At 42.6% G+C, this 18,852-nt stretch carries 19 protein-coding genes and 1 pseudogene; 14 read left to right on the top strand and 6 right to left on the bottom strand.

What is annotated here, in order from left to right:
- Positions 1 to 512: 512 nt before the first annotated feature.
- A complete protein-coding gene (mtnA, locus tag B5D77_RS25120) occupies positions 513 to 1,574 on the bottom strand; it encodes an S-methyl-5-thioribose-1-phosphate isomerase (RefSeq protein ID WP_008200219.1) in 1,062 nt (353 codons plus the stop codon).
- Positions 1,575 to 1,793: 219 nt separating this feature from the next.
- On the opposite strand from mtnA, the gene B5D77_RS25115 reads away from it, so the two are divergent.
- From B5D77_RS25115 to prmC, 3 genes are all read left to right on the top strand, one after another.
- Positions 1,794 to 2,228, top strand: coding sequence for a hypothetical protein (locus B5D77_RS25115; protein WP_106909893.1), 435 nt, complete (start codon positions 1,794 to 1,796; stop codon positions 2,226 to 2,228).
- 389 nt (positions 2,229 to 2,617) lie between these two features.
- Complete coding sequence (locus B5D77_RS25110) at positions 2,618 to 3,418, top strand: Tic22 family protein (protein ID WP_008200214.1); 801 nt, start codon at positions 2,618 to 2,620, stop codon at positions 3,416 to 3,418.
- Between the two features lie 5 nt (positions 3,419 to 3,423).
- Complete coding sequence (gene prmC / locus B5D77_RS25105) at positions 3,424 to 4,308, top strand: peptide chain release factor N(5)-glutamine methyltransferase (protein WP_106909892.1); 885 nt, start codon at positions 3,424 to 3,426, stop codon at positions 4,306 to 4,308.
- Here the strand turns inward: prmC and B5D77_RS25100 are convergent.
- The 4 genes from B5D77_RS25100 to B5D77_RS25085 form a co-directional block, all read right to left on the bottom strand.
- The gene (locus B5D77_RS25100) at positions 4,305 to 4,841 is read right to left on the bottom strand and encodes a hypothetical protein (RefSeq protein WP_008200212.1); all 537 of its coding nucleotides are present in this window, start codon (positions 4,839 to 4,841) and stop codon (positions 4,305 to 4,307) included. The two genes, prmC and B5D77_RS25100, sit on opposite strands and share 4 nt — an antisense overlap.
- Positions 4,805 to 5,506 (bottom strand): orotidine-5'-phosphate decarboxylase, encoded by a 702-nt coding sequence (gene pyrF, locus B5D77_RS25095; RefSeq protein WP_106909891.1) that lies wholly within the window; start codon positions 5,504 to 5,506, stop codon positions 4,805 to 4,807. The genes B5D77_RS25100 and pyrF overlap by 37 nt, the downstream gene beginning before the upstream one ends.
- Before the next feature lie 240 nt (positions 5,507 to 5,746).
- Positions 5,747 to 6,211 carry an MEKHLA domain-containing protein gene (locus tag B5D77_RS25090; protein WP_008200198.1) on the bottom strand — a complete coding sequence of 155 codons (465 nt, stop codon included), beginning with the start codon at positions 6,209 to 6,211 and terminating at the stop codon, positions 5,747 to 5,749.
- 22 nt (positions 6,212 to 6,233) lie between these two features.
- A complete protein-coding gene (locus B5D77_RS25085) occupies positions 6,234 to 7,415 on the bottom strand; it encodes a M20 family metallopeptidase (protein ID WP_008200196.1) in 1,182 nt (393 codons plus the stop codon).
- Between the two features lie 227 nt (positions 7,416 to 7,642).
- On the opposite strand from B5D77_RS25085, the gene queF reads away from it, so the two are divergent.
- From queF to B5D77_RS26415, 10 genes and pseudogenes are all read left to right on the top strand, one after another.
- Positions 7,643 to 8,038, top strand: a complete 396-nt coding sequence (gene queF, locus B5D77_RS25080; protein ID WP_002740916.1) for a preQ(1) synthase — start codon at positions 7,643 to 7,645, stop codon at positions 8,036 to 8,038.
- 417 nt (positions 8,039 to 8,455) lie between these two features.
- Entirely contained in the window at positions 8,456 to 8,788 is a 333-nt protein-coding gene (locus B5D77_RS25070; protein WP_253860447.1) for a hypothetical protein, read from the top strand.
- Positions 8,789 to 8,835: 47 nt separating this feature from the next.
- Positions 8,836 to 9,633, top strand: a pseudogene (locus tag B5D77_RS25065) (PstS family phosphate ABC transporter substrate-binding protein); the annotation flags it as partial.
- 346 nt (positions 9,634 to 9,979) lie between these two features.
- Complete coding sequence (locus B5D77_RS25055) at positions 9,980 to 10,402, top strand: hypothetical protein (protein ID WP_106909889.1); 423 nt, start codon at positions 9,980 to 9,982, stop codon at positions 10,400 to 10,402.
- A 26-nt stretch (positions 10,403 to 10,428) separates the two neighbouring features.
- Complete coding sequence (locus tag B5D77_RS25050; RefSeq protein WP_106909888.1) at positions 10,429 to 10,824, top strand: hypothetical protein; 396 nt, start codon at positions 10,429 to 10,431, stop codon at positions 10,822 to 10,824.
- 65 nt (positions 10,825 to 10,889) lie between these two features.
- On the top strand, positions 10,890 to 14,450 hold the full coding sequence (locus B5D77_RS25045; RefSeq protein WP_106909887.1) for a hypothetical protein: 3,561 nt from the start codon (positions 10,890 to 10,892) through the stop codon (positions 14,448 to 14,450).
- 106 nt (positions 14,451 to 14,556) lie between these two features.
- Complete coding sequence (locus B5D77_RS25040; RefSeq protein ID WP_002742722.1) at positions 14,557 to 14,787, top strand: hypothetical protein; 231 nt, start codon at positions 14,557 to 14,559, stop codon at positions 14,785 to 14,787.
- Positions 14,788 to 14,790: 3 nt separating this feature from the next.
- Positions 14,791 to 15,015 (top strand): DUF2283 domain-containing protein, encoded by a 225-nt coding sequence (locus B5D77_RS25035; RefSeq protein ID WP_072923712.1) that lies wholly within the window; start codon positions 14,791 to 14,793, stop codon positions 15,013 to 15,015.
- A 34-nt stretch (positions 15,016 to 15,049) separates the two neighbouring features.
- Positions 15,050 to 15,277, top strand: coding sequence for a hypothetical protein (locus B5D77_RS25030; RefSeq protein ID WP_106909886.1), 228 nt, complete (start codon positions 15,050 to 15,052; stop codon positions 15,275 to 15,277).
- Positions 15,265 to 15,405 carry a hypothetical protein gene (locus B5D77_RS26415; protein WP_008200156.1) on the top strand — a complete coding sequence of 47 codons (141 nt, stop codon included), beginning with the start codon at positions 15,265 to 15,267 and terminating at the stop codon, positions 15,403 to 15,405. Before B5D77_RS25030 ends, B5D77_RS26415 begins: the two co-directional genes overlap by 13 nt.
- A 126-nt stretch (positions 15,406 to 15,531) precedes the next feature.
- Here B5D77_RS26415 and B5D77_RS25025 read toward each other — a convergent pair whose 3' ends face one another.
- Positions 15,532 to 16,941, bottom strand: coding sequence for an IS4 family transposase (locus B5D77_RS25025; protein ID WP_106909948.1), 1,410 nt, complete (start codon positions 16,939 to 16,941; stop codon positions 15,532 to 15,534).
- A gap of 329 nt (positions 16,942 to 17,270) precedes the next feature.
- On the opposite strand from B5D77_RS25025, the gene B5D77_RS25020 reads away from it, so the two are divergent.
- Positions 17,271 to 18,767 carry an IS5-like element ISMae6 family transposase gene (locus B5D77_RS25020; RefSeq protein ID WP_106909885.1) on the top strand — a complete coding sequence of 499 codons (1,497 nt, stop codon included), beginning with the start codon at positions 17,271 to 17,273 and terminating at the stop codon, positions 18,765 to 18,767.
- The last annotated feature ends 85 nt before the right edge of the window (positions 18,768 to 18,852 follow it).

Below are 18,852 nucleotides of genomic sequence, written 5' to 3'. Positions count from 1 at the left end.
TACACAAAGTCGAGAAGAGCCAAGATAATTTTAAGAAGAATATAAGTAGGTAGGCACAATTATTTGTAGGATGGGTTAGCGGTAGCATAACCCATGCGGGCGTTGGGTTTCATGCTTCAACCCAACCTACGTTTATTTTATATTTAATTCCACCCACCTACTTATCTTTGAGATGCTTGGATTTTCCTAGAATAGAACCAAGCTCTGGTTTAATTAATTTTTTAGCCTATTGGGACTTAGGCATTTTCGTTCAAAAAAGGATACATTTGGAGACTCATTGGGACTTAGGCATTTTCGTCCAAAAAAGGATACATTTGGAGACTCATTGGGACTTAGGCATTTTCGTTCAAAAAAGGATACATTTGGAGACTCATTAGGATTATTAAGCAAGGAGGCAAAATTATTTGTAGGATGGGTTAGCGGTAGCGTAACCCATGCCGGCGTTGGGTTTCATGCTTCAACCCAACCTACGTTCTAATTTTAGTGAGTATCTTGTCGAAAAAGCTTACCCTCTAGGAATCCTGTAAAAAAATTAATTCAGCCGGTGTTACCGCTCCTTTTTCGGTAATGATAGCGGTAATTAAAGCGGCGGGAGTAACATCGAAAGCGGGGTTATAAAAGTTAACATCTCTAGGGCAAAGGGTAGTGGTTCCCACCTGATAAATTTCGGCACTATCGCGCTGTTCGATCGGGATACCCGTACCATCCTTAAGGGAAAAATCCACCGTCGATAGGGGGGCAGCCACATAAAAAGGCAGATGATGAGCTTTTGCCAGCACCGCAAGGGAATAGGTGCCGATTTTGTTAGCCGTGTCCCCATTGGCCGCAATGCGATCGGCCCCAACAATCACCGCATCGATCAGTTTTTGCTGCATACAGTGGGCCGCCATGCTATCGGTGATCACGGTGACGGGGATTCCCTCCCGCAGACATTCCCAGGCGGTTAATTTTGCCCCTTGCAGCCGTGGCCGGGTTTCGTCTGCATACACTTGTATTAATCTTCCTGCTGTCCAAGCGGAACGAATTACCCCTAAAGCAGTACCATAACTGGCCGTGGCCAGGGAACCAGTGTTACAGTGGGTTAAAATTGTCAGTTTTTCCGGTTGCTCCGGCAGCGCCAATAAACCATGGCGACCGATCGCCCGACAGGTTTCCACGTCTTCTTTTTGGATATTGTGGGCAGTTTCCAGGAGATTTTTGGTAATTACTGCCACTTCTGGGCCACTTTCCCTGGCCACTTTTAACATTCGCTCGATCGCCCAGAATAAATTCACCGCCGTGGGCCGGGTTTGAGCTAATCGATCGGCTATTCTAGTTAAATCAGCCAGAAATTGCTCTTTCTGGTCGGTTTTAATTTCCTGCGCTCCTAAAACCATACCATAGGCAGCCGCCACCCCGATGGCCGGGGCGCCGCGGACAATCATCGTTTCGATCGCCCGGGCCATGGCTTCACTGCTGGTGATCTCAACTTCCCCATACTCCATGGGTAAACGGGTTTGATCGATCAGCCAGACTTTATTATCTTGCCAACGCACGGGATAGATCGAGTTACTCTCGCAAGTGGTTGTGGTCATAACATTTTTAGATTGAGAATTAGCTAAATTTACCACTATAGCAGCGGCCTTTCTCCACGGCTGATCAGCAGTAAAAACTATTTTGTGTTTTTTTGTAAAAAGTAATTTTAAATACAGAAACTTTTTTTAGAATGTATAGATAAGTGACTAGGAAAAATTGAAGAATACTTTCTCACCTAGCCCGACCTTTTATATTAACCGATTAAGAGGATAATTACCGTGAAAACAGCGAAATATCCCGAAAAAATTGCCGCTCTCTGGACAACATTCCTCTTGGGAACCCTATTTCACACCCAACTGGGGTTAATGCCGCTTTTCCATGGTCAATCGCTCGTCGAGAGTCATCAAACCAGCAATCTTGATCCGATTTTCTGGGGAATGTTGCTCTTTTTTTTGCTGCCCATGTTAGCGATTATCGGGGTCAATTTTAGCGAAAGTCGCTCCTTGAGAAAAGGCCATTTCTGGTTGACAATTCTCTATTCTGTCTTGAATTTAGCCCATCTGATCGCCGATCTTCTGGTCAGACCGATCGCCTGGTATCAAATCGCTCTCATGGCAATTTTATTGGTTATCGGACTGATTTTAAATCTAGTTTCCTATCAATGGCTACGGTTAGCGATCGCCCATCCGCACCATCTCTCGGAAAATCATTAGCAGTGCCAAGATCAAAAGGTGGTCAGTTGACTAACTGATTCAGACAAGAGGATGGCTTTTGAGCTTAAGTTGGTGCTTATGAAGGCAAAAGCAAGCTTAAACCGTAGATAAAGCGATTTTTTTTGAAAATATAGCTTAAAAAATCCAATTAATTCCTATTATTCTCCAGATCAGCCCCTAAGTTGCCCCTATTTCCTAGCCGCCGCTGCGACCACATCTCACCAAATATGGAGCTTTTTAGCTATGATGGTTCAGAAGCAAGCCAATAAAGGGAACTTTCGGGGCTGGTTATTCATCAGAAAACTCCTGATCGGAGGGGTTAAGCAGACGATATAGTTTCAGATTAACGGCAAATATTGGTTAATAGTAATAACGAGGTAATTATTTTGATGAAATCTCTCATTCGTTGGACGGCAACCCTTGGTTTAGTAGGAACGACAATGTTGACTTCGCTGCTGGGCAGCTATTCTAAAGCACTCGCTTTACCAGAAGAACAAATCGTCAGAACCTTGCAGTCTGTACCTGTCTTCGCTATTGCCGACGATCAAGGAGTTCCCCTAATTGCCGTGGGAGAAAAAGAACAGAAATTCACGGGAGTTTTTATCAGTCGGCAGGACGCAGAAAACTTTTTTGAACGACTGAAAAAAGAGAATCCTGAAGTGGCCAGCAAAGTTAAAGTTCAGGCTGTTTCCTTGGCACAAGTCTATAAGATGCAAACCAGTCAAACCGAACAAAATCGTTTAATTATCGATTTTGTTCCCAAAGAGTCGGAAGTAGAATCGGCGAAAAAACTGCTCAGTGAAAGAGGTCAACAATATCAAGGTGGTGTCCCTTTATTTGTGCCGAAAGCGGGAAAAGAGAGTAATTTTCTAGTGGTCAGTCGCAATAATCAGGATTTTATTCCTTTCTTCTTTGAAAAAGCCGCCGCTTTACAAATGGCAGAACAATATAAAAAAGCCAATCCCGCCGAAGCAGCCACGGTGAAAATTGATGTTATTCCCCTAGAAAGTGTCATCGCCACCCTACAACAAAGCAACGATGAAGCTTTAACTAAAATTCTCCTCTTTCCTAGCCAAGAAACGATTGATTTTATCCGCGCAAATAGTAACCAAAATGCTCCCAATCAACCCCCGGCAAATCAGCCACGCCCTAATAATAATACCAGTAATCCCCCCGCCCCCAATCGTTAAGCCTTGTGACTGCTAGTATTTCCGGTCAAGAATTAAGTCAATGGCGCCAACAGGCGATCGCTGATTTACAGCGATCGCAACTATTGGCCAAGGAAGTGGATATCTTTCTGCAAGCAGTGACAGATTTAGATACTCTTTCCCTGCGCTTACAATCCTTTCGCGAACGAGAAAAAATCCCCTTGAGTTATTCTTGGTCGGAAATTACTAAACGCTGGCAAAAACGCCTGCAAGCAAGGGTTCCCTTGCAGTATTTGCTCGAATCGGTGGTCTGGCGTAATTTTACCCTGAAAGTCTCCCCGGGGGTCTTAATTCCTCGTCCCGAAACCGAGTTATTAATCGATATTGTTGGAGAAACCGTCAGAGGAGACGACGGGGGAATCTGGGTAGATCTGGGAACCGGTAGCGGTGCGATCGCTATTGGTTTAGCCAGTATCTTGACAAAAGCAGAGATATATGCTATTGATTACAGTCAAACGGCTTTAGCGATCGCCAAAGAAAATATCATCAAGACGGGTTTTGCCGACAGAATTATCTTAAAACAGGGTTCTTGGTGGACCCCCCTAGAGAAGTGGCAAGGACAGATTAGCGGTATGCTGTCCAATCCTCCCTATATTCCCAGTGCAGAAATCCTTGACTTACAAATTGAAGTGCGGGAACATGAACCCCGTTTGGCCCTGGATGGAGGTGAAGACGGATTGACCGCGCTGCGCTATCTAGTGGCCACTGCTCCCGATTATCTGCGATCGGGAGGCCTTTGGCTAGTGGAAATGAGAGCCGGTCAAGGGGAAAAAGTAGCGCAAATGCTGGAAAATCAGGGCAATTATCGACAAATTCAGATTATTAACGACCTAGCAGGTTTCGATCGCTTTGTTTTGGCCGAGCGAATTTAGCGCAATGTACCCGCTTCGCAGTCCCGCAGCCAGAGACGCACCGCTTGGCCGATGGTGCCTTGGCTGGTTTCTAGGGGAGGTAAGGGGACTTGAGTGGGTTCCAGGGAAGCTAATTGACTGTAAACCGTGACTAATCGCCATCCTTCCCCAGTTTTAGTTAAAAATAACCAATGATAATTCTGGAGAGTGACAGAGCGATTTTTACTATACTGACGCTCTAAAGTCGTAAAAAAAACCTGTTGAGTGTCATCGGCAATTTGACCGGAATATTGACCGGCAGTTAAAGGTAGGGGTGCAAATTCGGGACGACCGGCAATAATCACAAAAACCGGTGTAGATAATTCTTGATCGATTTGGGCGCGGCTAATAACTCGATTAGCATAACCGGGTAAATCTGACAAGAGGCGATCGACTAAAAGATTTAAATCCTCCGGACAGCTAGAAAGAGGACGACTAACAGCTGGCGAGTTAATCCCGAAAATAACCAGTAATACCCCTAAATATCGGCTAATTCGTGACAAATTTTTGCCCATGCTACCTTTGGCTCCTCCGCACCGGTGATCGGTCGTCCAATTACTAGATAATCAGCCCCAGCTTTAAGCGCTTGGGCCGGAGTCATCACCCGACTTTGATCCCCTTTGCTTGACCAGGAGGGACGAACTCCGGGGCAAACTAAGAGAAAATCCTTTCCACAGACGCGACGTAATTGCGCCACTTCTTGGGGAGAACAAACCGCCCCATCAATTCCCGATTCCTTGGCCAATAATGCCAGATTTAAGGCATATTCCGATAGTTCTAGGGGAATTTTGAGGTCGAAGGCTAATTCGCGGGCGTTAAGGCTGGTTAAAACGGTGATAGCGAGAAGTTTTGGCGGGGATAGCAGGTCAGAGATTGCCGCCTTAGCTGCCGTCATTGCTTGCCGTCCGGCTGTTGCGTGGAGGGTGAGTAAATCCACTCGATAGCGACTGGCGGAACGACAGGCCCCGGCGACCGTATTGGGAATATCATGAAATTTTAGATCGAGAAAGCTCTTTTTTTGTCTTTCTTGCAGAATCCCTAGAATTTCTGCACCGCTACTGACAAATAATTCTAGTCCCACTTTCCAAAAATTGACTTCTGGCAGCAGATCGAGCATTGCGATCGCTGATTCTAAATCCGGCACATCAAGAGGAACAATAATTCGGTCTGAGTTGGTCATATTTGGGCGATACTGTGGGGAAGTGGGGAATTATGAATTATAAATTATGAATTATGAATTATGAATTGGGAAGTGGGGAGAGGGAATTATGAATTATGAATTATGAATTGGGAAGTGGGGAGAGGGAATTATGAATTATGAATTATAAATTATGAATTATGAATTGGGAAGTGGGGAGAGGGAATTATGAATTATGGATTAGGGAGAAGGGAGCGGGGAGAAGGGAGCGGGGAGCTTAAATCAGAGAAAAATCCAATCGGCAAAAGTGGCAGCCTGTCCGCAATAAATGCCATCACGATCGATGATATTCCAAACGATCGCTTTTTCAATGCGAAATAGTTGACCATTTTTCGTGATCCTTACCCCGTGATAATCGTTGATATAGCCCTGTTTTTTGACTAAATCCAGCATTTTTTGGCGTTCTTGGGCGGGTTCCTCCCCCTGTACCGTTGCTCGCGAAGGAGTTGTTAATAATTCTGGCCAAGTTAAACCCCAGAGATCGAGGGCACCGCGATTACCATAATTGAAGATCGGATTAGTTTGTGTACCGTGGGAAACTAGCACAAAAGGGGCATAAAAGAGCATTTTACTCTGTTCTTTGCCAGTACCGATCCGGGGCAAAAGCGATCGCCCGATTAACTGTTCATAACTATCCAGCAGCAATTCTGTCCAAGCTATAATAGCTAAATCTTCCCAAATTTCCATAAAATTATCTTGAAAAACCGGTTTAACCTTCCCTTTGCCAATATTTATAGGCCGCGTAGGCCAAAGTAATCACTCCCGTCAGAATTGCCGACTCATCCACTAAAAATTCCGGATGGTGAAGGGGGGGATTGAGGAGGTGAGGAGAACCCACTCCCAGACGGAACATTGTCCCCGGGGCCTGTTGCAAATAAAGGGAAAAATCCTCGGCCCCCATGGAGGGTTCCGAGAGAATTAAAACCCGATCCTGTCCCCAAGCTTCTAAACCAGCTTCTTCCACCAAACGGGTTAAAAATTGGTCATTTTGTACCGATGGCACGCCCCGACGATATTTTACTTGACATTTAGCGTTATATGTGCTACAGACATTCGTGACCAAACCCTCGATCCATTCTGGGAGATGGGCGTGGGTTTCTGGGTGCAGCGATCGCACGGTTCCCGCCATGCGTACCTGATCGGCGATGACGTTGGGGGCGCGACCACCGCTAATCTGGCCGATGGTGAGGACAATGGGACGCAAGGGGTTTTGAGTCCGACTAATTGCCTGTTGCAAAGTGGTGATTACTTGGGAAGCGATCCAGATAGCATCAATGGCCTCGTGGGGCCGGGCCCCGTGGCCGGATTCCCCTTGAATAAAGATCTCCAGATCGTCGGCAGCCGCGGTTAAGGCCCCGTAACGAACCCCGATCGATCGGGCCGGAATCGAGGGGAAAACGTGCAGCCCGAAAACGGCACTGACATCCCGCATCACCCCCTCCCGAATCATCCAACTGGCCCCTTGAGCGATTTCCTCTGCCGGTTGAAAGAGAAAGCGTATTTTTCCCCCCAAAGGTTCCGAGAGACGGGAAAGCACCATCGCCACCCCTAAACCGACGGTAGCATGAACATCGTGACCGCAGGCGTGCATAATCCCCGGTTTACGGGAAGCAAAGTCTAAATCGGTTCTTTCTTGGATCGGTAGGGCATCCATATCGGCCCGGATGGCTAAAATCCTTCGATCACTGCCTTTTCCGGCCAATTCTCCCTTAACTCCCGTTTTTCCCACTGCCTCCTGCACCGATAGACCACAGGAAGACAAAACCCCAGCAATATAGGCGGCAGTTTGATATTCTTGCCCGCTTAACTCTGGATTCGCGTGAATGTGGCGGCGAATCTCCACTAATCGGGGTGCGAGACTCTCGGCTATGTTTTTAATCTCGGAGAGCATGAAACCAGTTTTACAGTATCTTTAGAGTTAATCATAGAGCATTTTTTACCTGAAAATTCGACTTGGCTGATTTTAAGTCTGCATTGTCTTCTCGGCATTCTTTCAACCCTGGACTAAGCTAATTTGTCAATAGGATGCAGGAGTTACTATTCATCTGTTGATTCGGTAACGCCTCTTGAGAGAATATTCCAGCTATGATAGGAAACATTGTCTAGTTAGGAAAAAACATGGTTCAGTCTTCCGAAAAAATTGAGGTTAAGTACGGGGAAAGAGAAATTGCCGAAGGAACATTAATTACTTTCCCCAATCCACGTCCTGGCAGAAATTACGATATTCAGATCACTCTGCCGGAATATACCTGTAAGTGTCCCTTTTCCGGTTATCCTGATTTTGCCACCATTTATCTTAGCTACGTTCCCGATCAAAAGGTGATGGAATTAAAGGCGATTAAACTTTATATTAATAGTTATCGCGATCGTTATATTTCCCACGAAGAAGCAATTAACCAAATTTTAGATGATTTGGTGGCCGCTTGCGAACCCTTGCAGATGAAAGTTAAGGGGGATTTTCATCCCAGAGGTAACGTACATACCGTGGTGGAGGTGATGTATAAAAAAGAATAGCATAATTGTCTAGTTTGGGGATGGGGTTGCCTCCATCCCTTGCTGTTCTAGTTTTTGTTGTTCAAGTTTTTTGCTGTTCGAAGGTCTGTAGCCAGTCAACAGGAGAAGATGCTCAAGCAGGTTATATCGCTATCTTGTCCTTTGTCTGATAGGTTTTATACTAAATCCGTTGAGTATAGGCTTACATATCAGGACAGGCACTCATGCAAGAGGCAAGAGGCAAAAGGGAGAATAAATAATCAGTTTTTAATAACCGGGTTTAGTATTACTCATCGAATCTATCCTCTCCTTTCTGTTGTTCGTGTCTCTATGGTTTATCCTTAACCCTTGGCACAACCCGAAAGAATTGTAAAAGTTAGGGTCATTAAAAAAAGCTGGGATTATCATTAAAGTAGTCCGAAGCCTGATCCTGATTTTATGTCCCAGAAAAATGAAATTCTTCCGCTGCTGTTGACGGTTATGGTGACATCGGCACTTTTAGGAGGAATTGCTTGGTGGTTGCTCAACAAAACCTTTCCCAATCTCAATGATCGATCTAATTCTTCCTCCTCGAATAGTCAAATTTCTGAAACTTTAGGTGCAGTTAAAAATGTCCCGGAAGGATTATTTAACTACGGGGGAAGTACCACTTGGGCCCCGATTCGCAAGGAAGTGGGCTCTTCTAGGTTCTGTGTGATAAGTTTAATTGACATAGGATCGATCTTTGTGTCCTTTGTGTCTTTGTGGTTCGTTCCACCCCCTCGCTCTTGAGAAATGTATCTTAGAATACATTTTACCCACCAAAGCTGGGAGAGCCGGAAGTGGACTTTATTATCCAGCAAGTCTGGCCGAAATTTCGCCTTGTCTATACCGATCCCACTACGGGAACCCCCGGCACCGGCAGCGGTATTCGGATGTTAATCGAGAATCAATTGGCTTTTTCCCAAGCATCTCGATCGCTCAAAGATGAGGAAATACAACGCGCTCAACAACGGGGATTGACCTTAAAAGAGGTTCCCGTGGCTATCGATGGAATTGCGATCGCAGTTCATCCTGATTTACCGGTTTCCGGTCTAACAATTACCCAGTTAAAAGATATTTATACAGGAAAAATTCGCAATTGGCGGCAAGTGGGCGGGACTAATTTAGCCATTATTCCCTATTCCCGACGCAAGGAAGATGGGGGAACCGTGGAATTTTTTATCGATCAGGTTTTAGAAAAAGCCGATTTTGGGGATAATATTGAGTACGTTTATAGCACGACTCCCGCTCTCAGAAAAGTTTCCCAAAATCCGGGAGGAATTTACTATGCTTCTGCACCGGAAGTAGTTCCCCAGTGTGGAATTAAAACTTTACCCCTCGGTAAAAGCGAAAATAAGTTAGTTGCCCCCTATCAAGAACCTTCGATCCCGTCTTCCCAATGTCCCCAGAAGCGTAATCAACTGAATGAATTAGCTTTTCAAAAGGGAGAATACCCGATCACCCGTCGTCTTTTTGTTATTATCAAACAAAATGGTCAATTAGACGAACAAGCGGGGGAAGCCTACGCTGATCTACTATTAACCGATCAAGGACAGGAATTAATTGAAAAAGCCGGTTTTGTTCCCTTGAGATAATTTAATCCAACTTCTACAAATCTAGGTTAAAGTGAATTTGAGCAATTTTCATCTGAGTGTGCGCTTGATTGGGCGCATCCAGAGGACTGCTACTCCCAGTTTTGTCCAGATTTTCGGCTATCCCGTCGCAATCATCCCTCAGTGCGAACGATTTTTACCGAACAAGCAGGGCATCGATGACGGTGGGATTTACACCTTCTGTCGCTACCCTACGTCCAGCTTGCAGTAGTAGCCAACAACCCCGACGAGCAAGCCATTTGCACCCAATACCTGCGCCATAATTGCGTCAGATACTTTGCTTTGATCTAAAATTGAGTCAGCAATATCTAATTTGGAGTCTCAGGCAATGGAACCGATTTCTCTAATTCTCGCTGCATTGACTGCCGGTGCGGTTGCTGCTGCTAAGGATACGGCAGGAACAGCCGTTAAGGATGCTTATGAGGGTTTAAAAGCGTTGATTAAGAAGAAATTTGCAGAAAAAGGGAAAACAGATGATAGTGATATCGTCGATAAACATGAGAAAAAACCAGATTCAGAGGGGGTAAAAACACTGCTCAAAGAAGAGTTACTTGAAGCAAAAATTGATAGAGATGCAGAGGTTATTAAGACAGCAGAAGCATTACTCAAGCAATTAAAACCTGAAGAATTTGCCGCAGGTAAGTATAATATTAATGTTGGTGATGATATTAAGGGAATGGTGGGAGATGGTACTTTTAAGGGAATTGCAGGAGATATTAGTGGTGGAAATATTAGTCAGAAGATTAATTAGTTGAGGATTATTTAGGGGGGAAATTTATGTCAATTACTGTTGAGGTAGAACTTAAAGATTTTCTAATTCAAATCAATCAAAAGTTAGACAATCTTCAAAAAGATGTTACTGATATTAAGATTGAACTTAGTGAAGTTAAAGGTGAAATTAAGCGTCTGGAGGTAAAAATTGATGGTGTCGAGAAGCGTCTGGAGGTAAAAATTGATGGTGTCGAGAAGCGTCTGGAGGAAAAAATTGATGGTGTCGAGAAGCGTCTGGAGGAAAAAATTGATGGTATTGAGAAGCGTCTAGAGGGAAAAAATGATGGCGTGGAAAAGCGCTTAGAGAATCAAGAGTTTGTCAGTCGAGGGATTTTAGTTGCTTTAATTGTAACGATTTTAGGCGGTTTGGCTAAATTGTTTGGTTTAGTAGGAAGTCCTTAAAGAGTGCTAATTCTAAAACTGCAATTTAAATTTAACTTGAAAAGAATAGTTTTGGGGTAGCAAAAATGACTGATAAAAGTTATTATTCAGAAATAGGAGGTGATGTTAAAGGTCTTAGCGGTGATGGTGAATTTAAGGGAATTGCGGGTGATATTAGTGGTGGTGTAATCAATCAATATATTATCACCCAAAAGTCAGGAGTTGAGATTCAGTCTCAAACTTTAATTACGGGTTCACCTTATTTGGGTTTAAGGAAGTTTGAAGTAGATGATAAGGATAGGTTTTTTGGGCGAGATAATTGGATTATTGAGTTAACCGATTATTTAAAGCAAAAGAATGTTTTATTGCTTTTAGGTGCGTCGGGAAGCGGTAAGTCTTCTCTCGTGCAAGCGGGTTTAATTCCTAAGTTAAAGGATAATTTTGGCGCGAATAAATTGGTTAATTTAACTTTTGTTCCTGATGTTAATCCCTTTGAGTCTTTCTATGGTTGTCTTTTGGCAAATAGATATACACAATCCCAAGCGAAATTAGCACAAGCTGTTAAGGAAGAGACTTTAATTAATGTGGTTAAAGGATTAAAAAATAATTCTGATTTATGGTTTATTTTTATTGATCAATTTGAGGAATTATTTACTCGTACACCGAAGACAGAAAGAGATATTTTTATTAAAAGTTTGATTAAATTAATTGAAAATAATGATAGTTTAGTCAAAATTGTGATGACGATAATGGCGGATTTTTTAGATAAATTAAGTCCTTATCCCAGTTTAGGAAAAATCCATGATCAGTATAGCAAGATGTTAACGGATATGGATGAAAGTCAGTTAAGATTAGCTATTGCTGAACCGGCGGCGAGAAATGGGGTAATCTTTGAAAAGGGATTAATTAATCAAATTATTGCCGATTTTTATGAACAGGCTGGCTCTTTACCTCTGTTACAATATACGTTAGATTTATTGTGGCAAAAAAATCATATTCAAGAGCGGGTTTTAAATATTAAGACTTATCAAGAGATTGGTGGGGTAACGGGTGCGCTAGAAAAACAAGCGGATAAAATTTATGGTCAATTTAATGAACAGCAACGGAAAGCAGCAGAGGAAATTTTTCTAGAGTTAATTAGTTTAGAAGGGGAAAAAGCGGTTAGCAGAAGGGCGGATAAATCGAGTTTTGAACAGGAGGAAATGCAAAGGGAGGTTCTCTATCAATTGATAGATAATCGTCTTTTGGTGAGTAAGGGAGAAGACGGGAAAGCAACGGTTGAGGTGGCACATGAGGCGTTATTACGTTCTTGGAAAGTGTTACAGGATTTAATTCGAGAAAAAGAGGAGATAATTGTTCTGAGAAGTCGTTTATATGCTGATGCTAAACAGTGGGATGATTTACAGAAGCAAGATGCAGTAAAAGCGAGTAGTGAGCTTTGGGGAGGTTCTAAACTGAAAAGGATTGTCAATCTTATCAAAGAAAAATCACTTTCTAATTTAGATGATGTAGCCGTAAAATTTATTAAAGCTAGTTATCACTATCAAAAGCAACGAGAAAAAATCGAAGCAGAAAGAAAACGGCGCGAAGTTGATACAGAACTTAGTTTAGCAAATTCTCTCAGTGGTTATTCTTTGCATCTCTTTAATGAAGAGGGAAAAGAATTAGATGCTATTGTTGAAGCGATTAAGGCAGGAAAAATTTTGCAGAAACACAACGCAAGCAACACGAAGGTAATTGATGCTTTGCAGAAGATTATGAATGAAGGAAGGGAATCTAATCGCTTAGTAGGGCATAATGGCAGTGTCAATAGCGTTAATTTTAGTCCCGACGGCAAGACTTTGGTGAGCGGTAGTTATGACAACACCATCAAACTCTGGAATGTAGAAACAGGCCAAGAAATCCGCACCCTCAAGGGGCATGATAGCGCTGTCTATAGCGTTAATTTTAGTCCCGACGGCAAGACTTTGGTGAGCGGTAGTTATGACAACACCATCAAACTCTGGAATGTAGAAACAGGCAAGGAAATCCGCACCCTTAAGGGGCATGATAACTTTGTCTCAAGCGTTAATTTTAGTCCCGACGGCAAGACTTTGGTGAGCGGTAGTTGGGACAACACTATCAAACTCTGGAATGTAGAAACAGGCAAGGAAATCCGCACCCTTAAGGGGCATGATCGCCCTGTCATAAGCGTTAATTTTAGTCCCGACGGCAAGACTTTGGTGAGCGGTAGTGTTGACACGACTATCAAACTCTGGAATGGGTCAACAGGCCAAGAAATCCGCACCCTCAAGGGGCATGATAGCGATGTCGAAAGCTTTAATTTTAGTCCTGACGGCAAGACATTGGTGAGCGGTAGTTGGGACGGGACTATCAAACTCTGGAATGGGTCAACAGGCCAAGAAATCCGCACCCTCAAGGGGCATGATAGCGATGTCGAAAGCTTTAATTTTAGTCCCGACGGCAAGACATTGGTGAGCGGTAGTGGGGACAAGACTATCAGATTCTGGAATGGGTCAACAGGCCAAGAAATCCGCATCCTCAAGTGGCATGATGGCAATGTCATAAGCGTTGTTAATTTTAGTCCCGACGGCAAGACTTTAGTGAGCGGTAGTTATGACAAGACTATCAAACTCTGGGATGTAGAAACAGGCCAAGAAATCCGCACCCTCAAGGGGCATGATGAGCCTGTCAATAGTGTTAATTTTAGTCCCGACGGCAAGACTTTAGTGAGCGGTAGTGGGGACAAGACTATCAAACTCTGGAATGTAGAAACAGGCCAAGAAATCCGCACCCTCCATGGGCATGATGAGCCTGTCAATAGCGTTAATTTTAGCTCCGACGGCAAGACTTTGGTGAGCGGTAGTGATGACAAGACTATCAAACTCTGGAATGTAGAAACAGGCAAAGAAATCCGCACCCTCAAGGGGCATGATTACCGTGTCACAAGCGTTAATTTTAGCCCCGACGGCAAGACATTGGTGAGCGGTAGTGATAACAAGACTATCAAACTCTGGAATGGGTCAACAGGCCAAGAAATCCGCACCCTTAAGGGGCATGATGACAACGTCAATAGCGTTAATTTTAGTCCCGACGGCAAGACATTGGTGAGCGGTAGTGCTGACAACACCATCAAACTCTGGAATGTAGAAACAGGCAAAGAAATCCGCACCCTCAAGGGGCATGATAGCGCTGTCTATAGCGTTGATTTTAGTCCCGACGGCAAGACTTTGGTGAGCGGTAGTGAGGACAACACTATCAAACTCTGGAATGTAGAAACAGGCCAAGAAATCCGCACCCTCAAGGGGCATGATAACTGGGTCACAAGCGTTAATTTTAGCCCCGACGGCAAGACATTGGTGAGCGGTAGTTGGGACAACACCATCAAACTCTGGAATGTAGAAACAGGCCAAGAAATCCGCACCCTCAAGGGGCATGATAGCGCTGTCATAAGCGTTAATTTTAGTCCCGACGGCAAGACTTTGGTGAGCGGTAGTTGGGACAACACTATCAAACTCTGGAATCTTGGGACAGACTGGGGTTTAAGTGATTTAATGGGGCGTAGTTGCGATTGGGTGCGGGCTTATTTGCAGAATCCTAATTCTGGTGTTAGGGAGGAGGATAGGGGTTTGTGTGATGGGATTTGATCCCCCCCCTGCCCCCCTTAAAAAGGGGGGAGAATTTATTATCTGGGGAAATTTATCTAAATTTCGTTAAAATTATGATAGAAGGAATCGATCAGAAAAATGATGAATGAAAACTACCCGCTACTTTGAAGAACAAGTCTTGGTCAAAAGACCCTATCTTAAGCGAGAATGGTGTCAACAGGCTATCCAGAATCCAGTTAGACGAGAAATAGAACCAAATGGACGCATTCGTCATTGGTTATACATTCCCGAATTAGGAAAATACTTGCGAGTTGTCACTCTAGATGATGGAGAAACCATTCATAACGCCTTCCCAGATCGTAACTTTAAGGAGTAAAAAATGAAATTTAGTTATTATCCTGAAACCGATTCTCTATACATTAGCCTATCAGAAAAAACAAGCACCGATTCTCAAGAAATCGCCCCTGATATTGTTTTAGATTTTGATAGCGAAGGAAAATTAGTTGGAATTGATATTGATCAAGCTAGTCAAATTGTTGATTTAACTCGTTTAGAAACTGAATCTTTCCCCCTTAATTCTGTTATTTTATCTCAATCAAAATAGTCTATATTAGAATCAAATAGCCAAAGAGATAACAATGGCTAAAATCTCCATTTCTTTACCCGATGAACTGGTTAATTACCTAGACCAGAAAGTAGAAGATAAAAGCATTTTCATCGCCTCAATTTTACAACAATGGCGACAACAACAAGAAGCAGAAGAACTCGCCCAAGCTTTTTTAGCAGTAGATGAACTAGAATTAGGATGGACTGACGAATGGCAAACAGCAGCGATTATCGACTCGGAAGCATTATGGCTGAAGTAAAACTGAGTTCTAAACATCTAAACTCCTTAAAAAAATTTATTGAAGACGCATTAACCGAAAGACTGCAAGAACTTCAAGAAGGAATTAAGCGCACCCAAGAACGAATAACTTTTTTTGAAAATAAGTAGCTGGTTATAATTAAATTAAAAATGGATTTTAGGTTCGATCCCCCCTGCCCCCCTTGATAAGCTATCCATTAGTCACATCTTTCTTAACATAAAATTTGACAAAAAGAGAAAAGTGTGCCAGATGGCTCAAGGGGGTTCTATGGGGGAACTAATTTGATGAGACAGTTTCCAAGTCTCGCTGATATCATGTAACCTTCGCAGTCCCAACCAAATAGTTTTAACACCTGGTTCACCGTCACCTTTTCTACCTAAAAACCCCCCAAGAGAAGCAATCATTCTGACCGCTTCTCGAAAGGAGGGCGGCTTTTTAGGTGGCGGACTCTTTTTATGAATAGTGGCACACAAAGATTGCCATTCATGTTCTTCCAAAAAACTTTCACAACTCTCCTCTCCGTGTAAGCGTGCTTGATAGGTTAACCAAAGTAATCTCCAAGCTACAATTGAATAGGTAGCTAAGGCCATCTCAATTCTCCGACCCGTTTCTAATTGCAGTTTTTCTAATCCACAACCACTTTTTAAAACAAAATGATAGCGTTCTATTAACCAGCGATAACTATACCAGCGCACACAGGTTATCGCTGATTCAAAGCTACTAATGTCTAGGCTAGTTAAGAGGAGCCAACTGATAGGATTAACTCCAGGACGCGGATTTTCTTCTTCAGCTAAAATTACCTGTAATTTGACCGGTTGACGAGGGTTCGCTTTCGAGTGATGCTTAGGTACTTGTATTTCAAAACTGGCAAATCTAACTGTTAGTTTAGCTAGTCTAGCCTCGTGATTAGGATTGCGTTTTACTTGCACATCTAGGCTACCACAGGCTTTTATTTCTCTGATGGATTGATGTAAATATTTAGTCTCTGGATGCCCTGACCTTTGCTTGTCTTCGAGATAGTTAACTTTTCGGTTATGAGTTCCTCGAATTAATAAATGAGAGTTAGGATTTCTTGACTGGGCAAATAAATCAAATATGTCTGCCTCAGAATCTCCGATTGTTACTACTTGAATTTCTTCGGGTATTTGTTGTTGTGTTTCTGACAAAGAATCTAACCATCTTTGACTTTCTTTTTCTTGAGTTTCTCTTTTTTTTCTTTGCTTGGCAATCCCTAAATTCTTTTCTTCTCTTGCCCAGACATATTGATTAATCAGTCCTAAAGGTACTCCTTGCGCTGAGACTCCTAATGTGGTATGAACTTTGAGACCAAAGGATGTTTTACAATCTAGATAACCCATTCCTTTTTTGGCTTTTTGCGTCGTAAAGTCTAAACTTGTTGTGTCTTGCACTGCCAAAACTATTGGATGTTCTTTGATTCTTTCTACTGTACTTTTGGCTTGGGCGGCAATTATATCTGAGGGGTGAAAATAGGGGGAATTCCAAAAGTCGTAGGTGGCACTGGCGGCGGCTAGATTTCCCGAAGCTTGTGGCACACTTGTACTAGGTTGACTGGCCAAGTTTTCTACGATACTGATTAACCTTTTCTTTCTTCTGGTGTCCCCTAGGTCTGCATACTGTAATTCTTGGGCTGCCCATTTCTCCATTTTTTTGCTTACCTCCACCTTAATTCCTTCTTTCAAAACTATACCTATCAATCGTTTCCCCTTTTTTTAAGTTTCTTCTCTTTTTGTTAAGAAAGATCTGACTAATGGATAGTTGATAAGGGGGGTGCCGATCCCCCCTGCCCCCCTTGATAAGGGGGGTGTCTGATGATTTTTAACGCCTACCTACTTAAGTAGGGTTTGCTGAATAATGGTAAAAACCTTACAGGAAAGGGCTTTTAGCTTGATTGAGAGCTTCCCAAATGCACTTAAATCTGCTAGAATCTCTTAAAACCCTTGCATCACCCTTGCATCTTCTCTAATTAGTGCTAATGTACCGTAAAAGCGAGTTACCCTCAACCCCACCAGAAAAATTCGAGCTGCCCTTTGAGGGGAAATTATCCCAAGACAATCGTTGGGTAATTATGGCCAACCTCATTCCCTGGTCAGAATTTGAAGCGGAATACGCATCACTTTTTTCAGAAGAAATGGGCACACCCGCCAAAACATTCAGGACAGCACTCGGAGCATTAATTATTAAAGAAAAATTAGGAACAAGCGATAGAGAAACGGTAGAACAAATCAAAGAAAATCCTTATTTACAATACTTCTTGGGGTTTTCATCCTACAGCAATGAACCCCGGTTTGAAGCGTCAATGTTGGTTCACTTTCGAGAAAGAATTACTCTGGAACTAATTAATAAAGTGAATCGCTTTATGGTCAAAAATTCGAGAGAAATAAAAGAAGAAGAAAACACCGAAAAAAAGTTAGAGAGCGAAACCCAAAGTCAACCAGAAAATCGAGGTAAATTAATTTTAGATGCCAGTTGTGCGCCCGCAGATATTAGTTATCCTACGGATTTAAACCTGTTAAATCAAGGAAGAAAACAAACCGAAAAAATTATTGATATTCTCTATGAAACTTTAAAAGGAAAACTTGTTCAAAAACCGAGAACCTATCGTCTCCTAGCCAGAAAAAGTTATTTAGAAGTAGCAAAAAAAAGAAAACCTACCGTCAAACAAAGACGAAAAGCTCTGAAAAGACAACTGCAATATCTAAAAAGAAATCTCGACCATATTGAACAACTTTTAGCAGAAGGAGCCTCGCTACAAAGCTTGAAAAAAAGAGACTATAAGCTGTTATTAGTAGTCACAGAAGTTGATCGCCAACAACTCTGGATGTACCAAAATAACAAACAGAGTATTGAAGACAGAATTGTCAGCTTAACTCAACCCCATATCCGTCCGATAGTCAGAGGAAAAGCTGGAAAACCCGTAGAATTTGGGGCTAAATTCTCAGCAAGCTGTATAGATGGTTACATATTTTTAGACCGGATTAGTTGGGATAACTTTAATGAATCGGGAGATTTAAAAGCACAAATAGAAGCTTATTATGACTATACAGGATACTATCCAGAATCAGTTCATGTGGACAAAATTTATCGAACCAGAGAAAACAGAGCTTGGTGTAAAGAAAGGGGAATCAGAATCAGTGGTCCCCCATTAGGAAGACCAGCCAAAAATGTTAGTAAAGAACAAAAGAAACAAGCTACCGATGATGAGAGGATTCGGAATTGTATAGAGGGCAAATTTGGACAGGGGAAAAGAAGATTTAGCTTAGGTAAAGTGATGGCTAAACTTCCTCATACTTCCTTTTCAGCGATTGCTATTACTTTTTTAGTCATGAATCTTTCTAACCTGTTGAGGCAGGTTTTTTGGGCTTTTTTATGTCTGAAATGGAAAAACAGCACTTTTTCTCGGTCAATGATTAGGATAAGTTATAATTTAAAAATTAATCAACAACTAAAGCTTATGCTTGTAGCTAAGTGAAATCATTGATTAAGAGACCTGTACTTTTCAATGACTTTTTCAGCAGACCCTAAGTATCAAATGCAGACACAAGAATTTCTCAGAC

It is taken from the genome of Microcystis sp. MC19 (assembly GCF_003019735.1).
Taxonomy (GTDB): Bacteria; Cyanobacteriota; Cyanobacteriia; order Cyanobacteriales; family Microcystaceae; genus Microcystis.
Note: the sequence above shows the minus strand (reverse complement) of the source record. Positions and strands in the feature narration are given on the sequence as shown.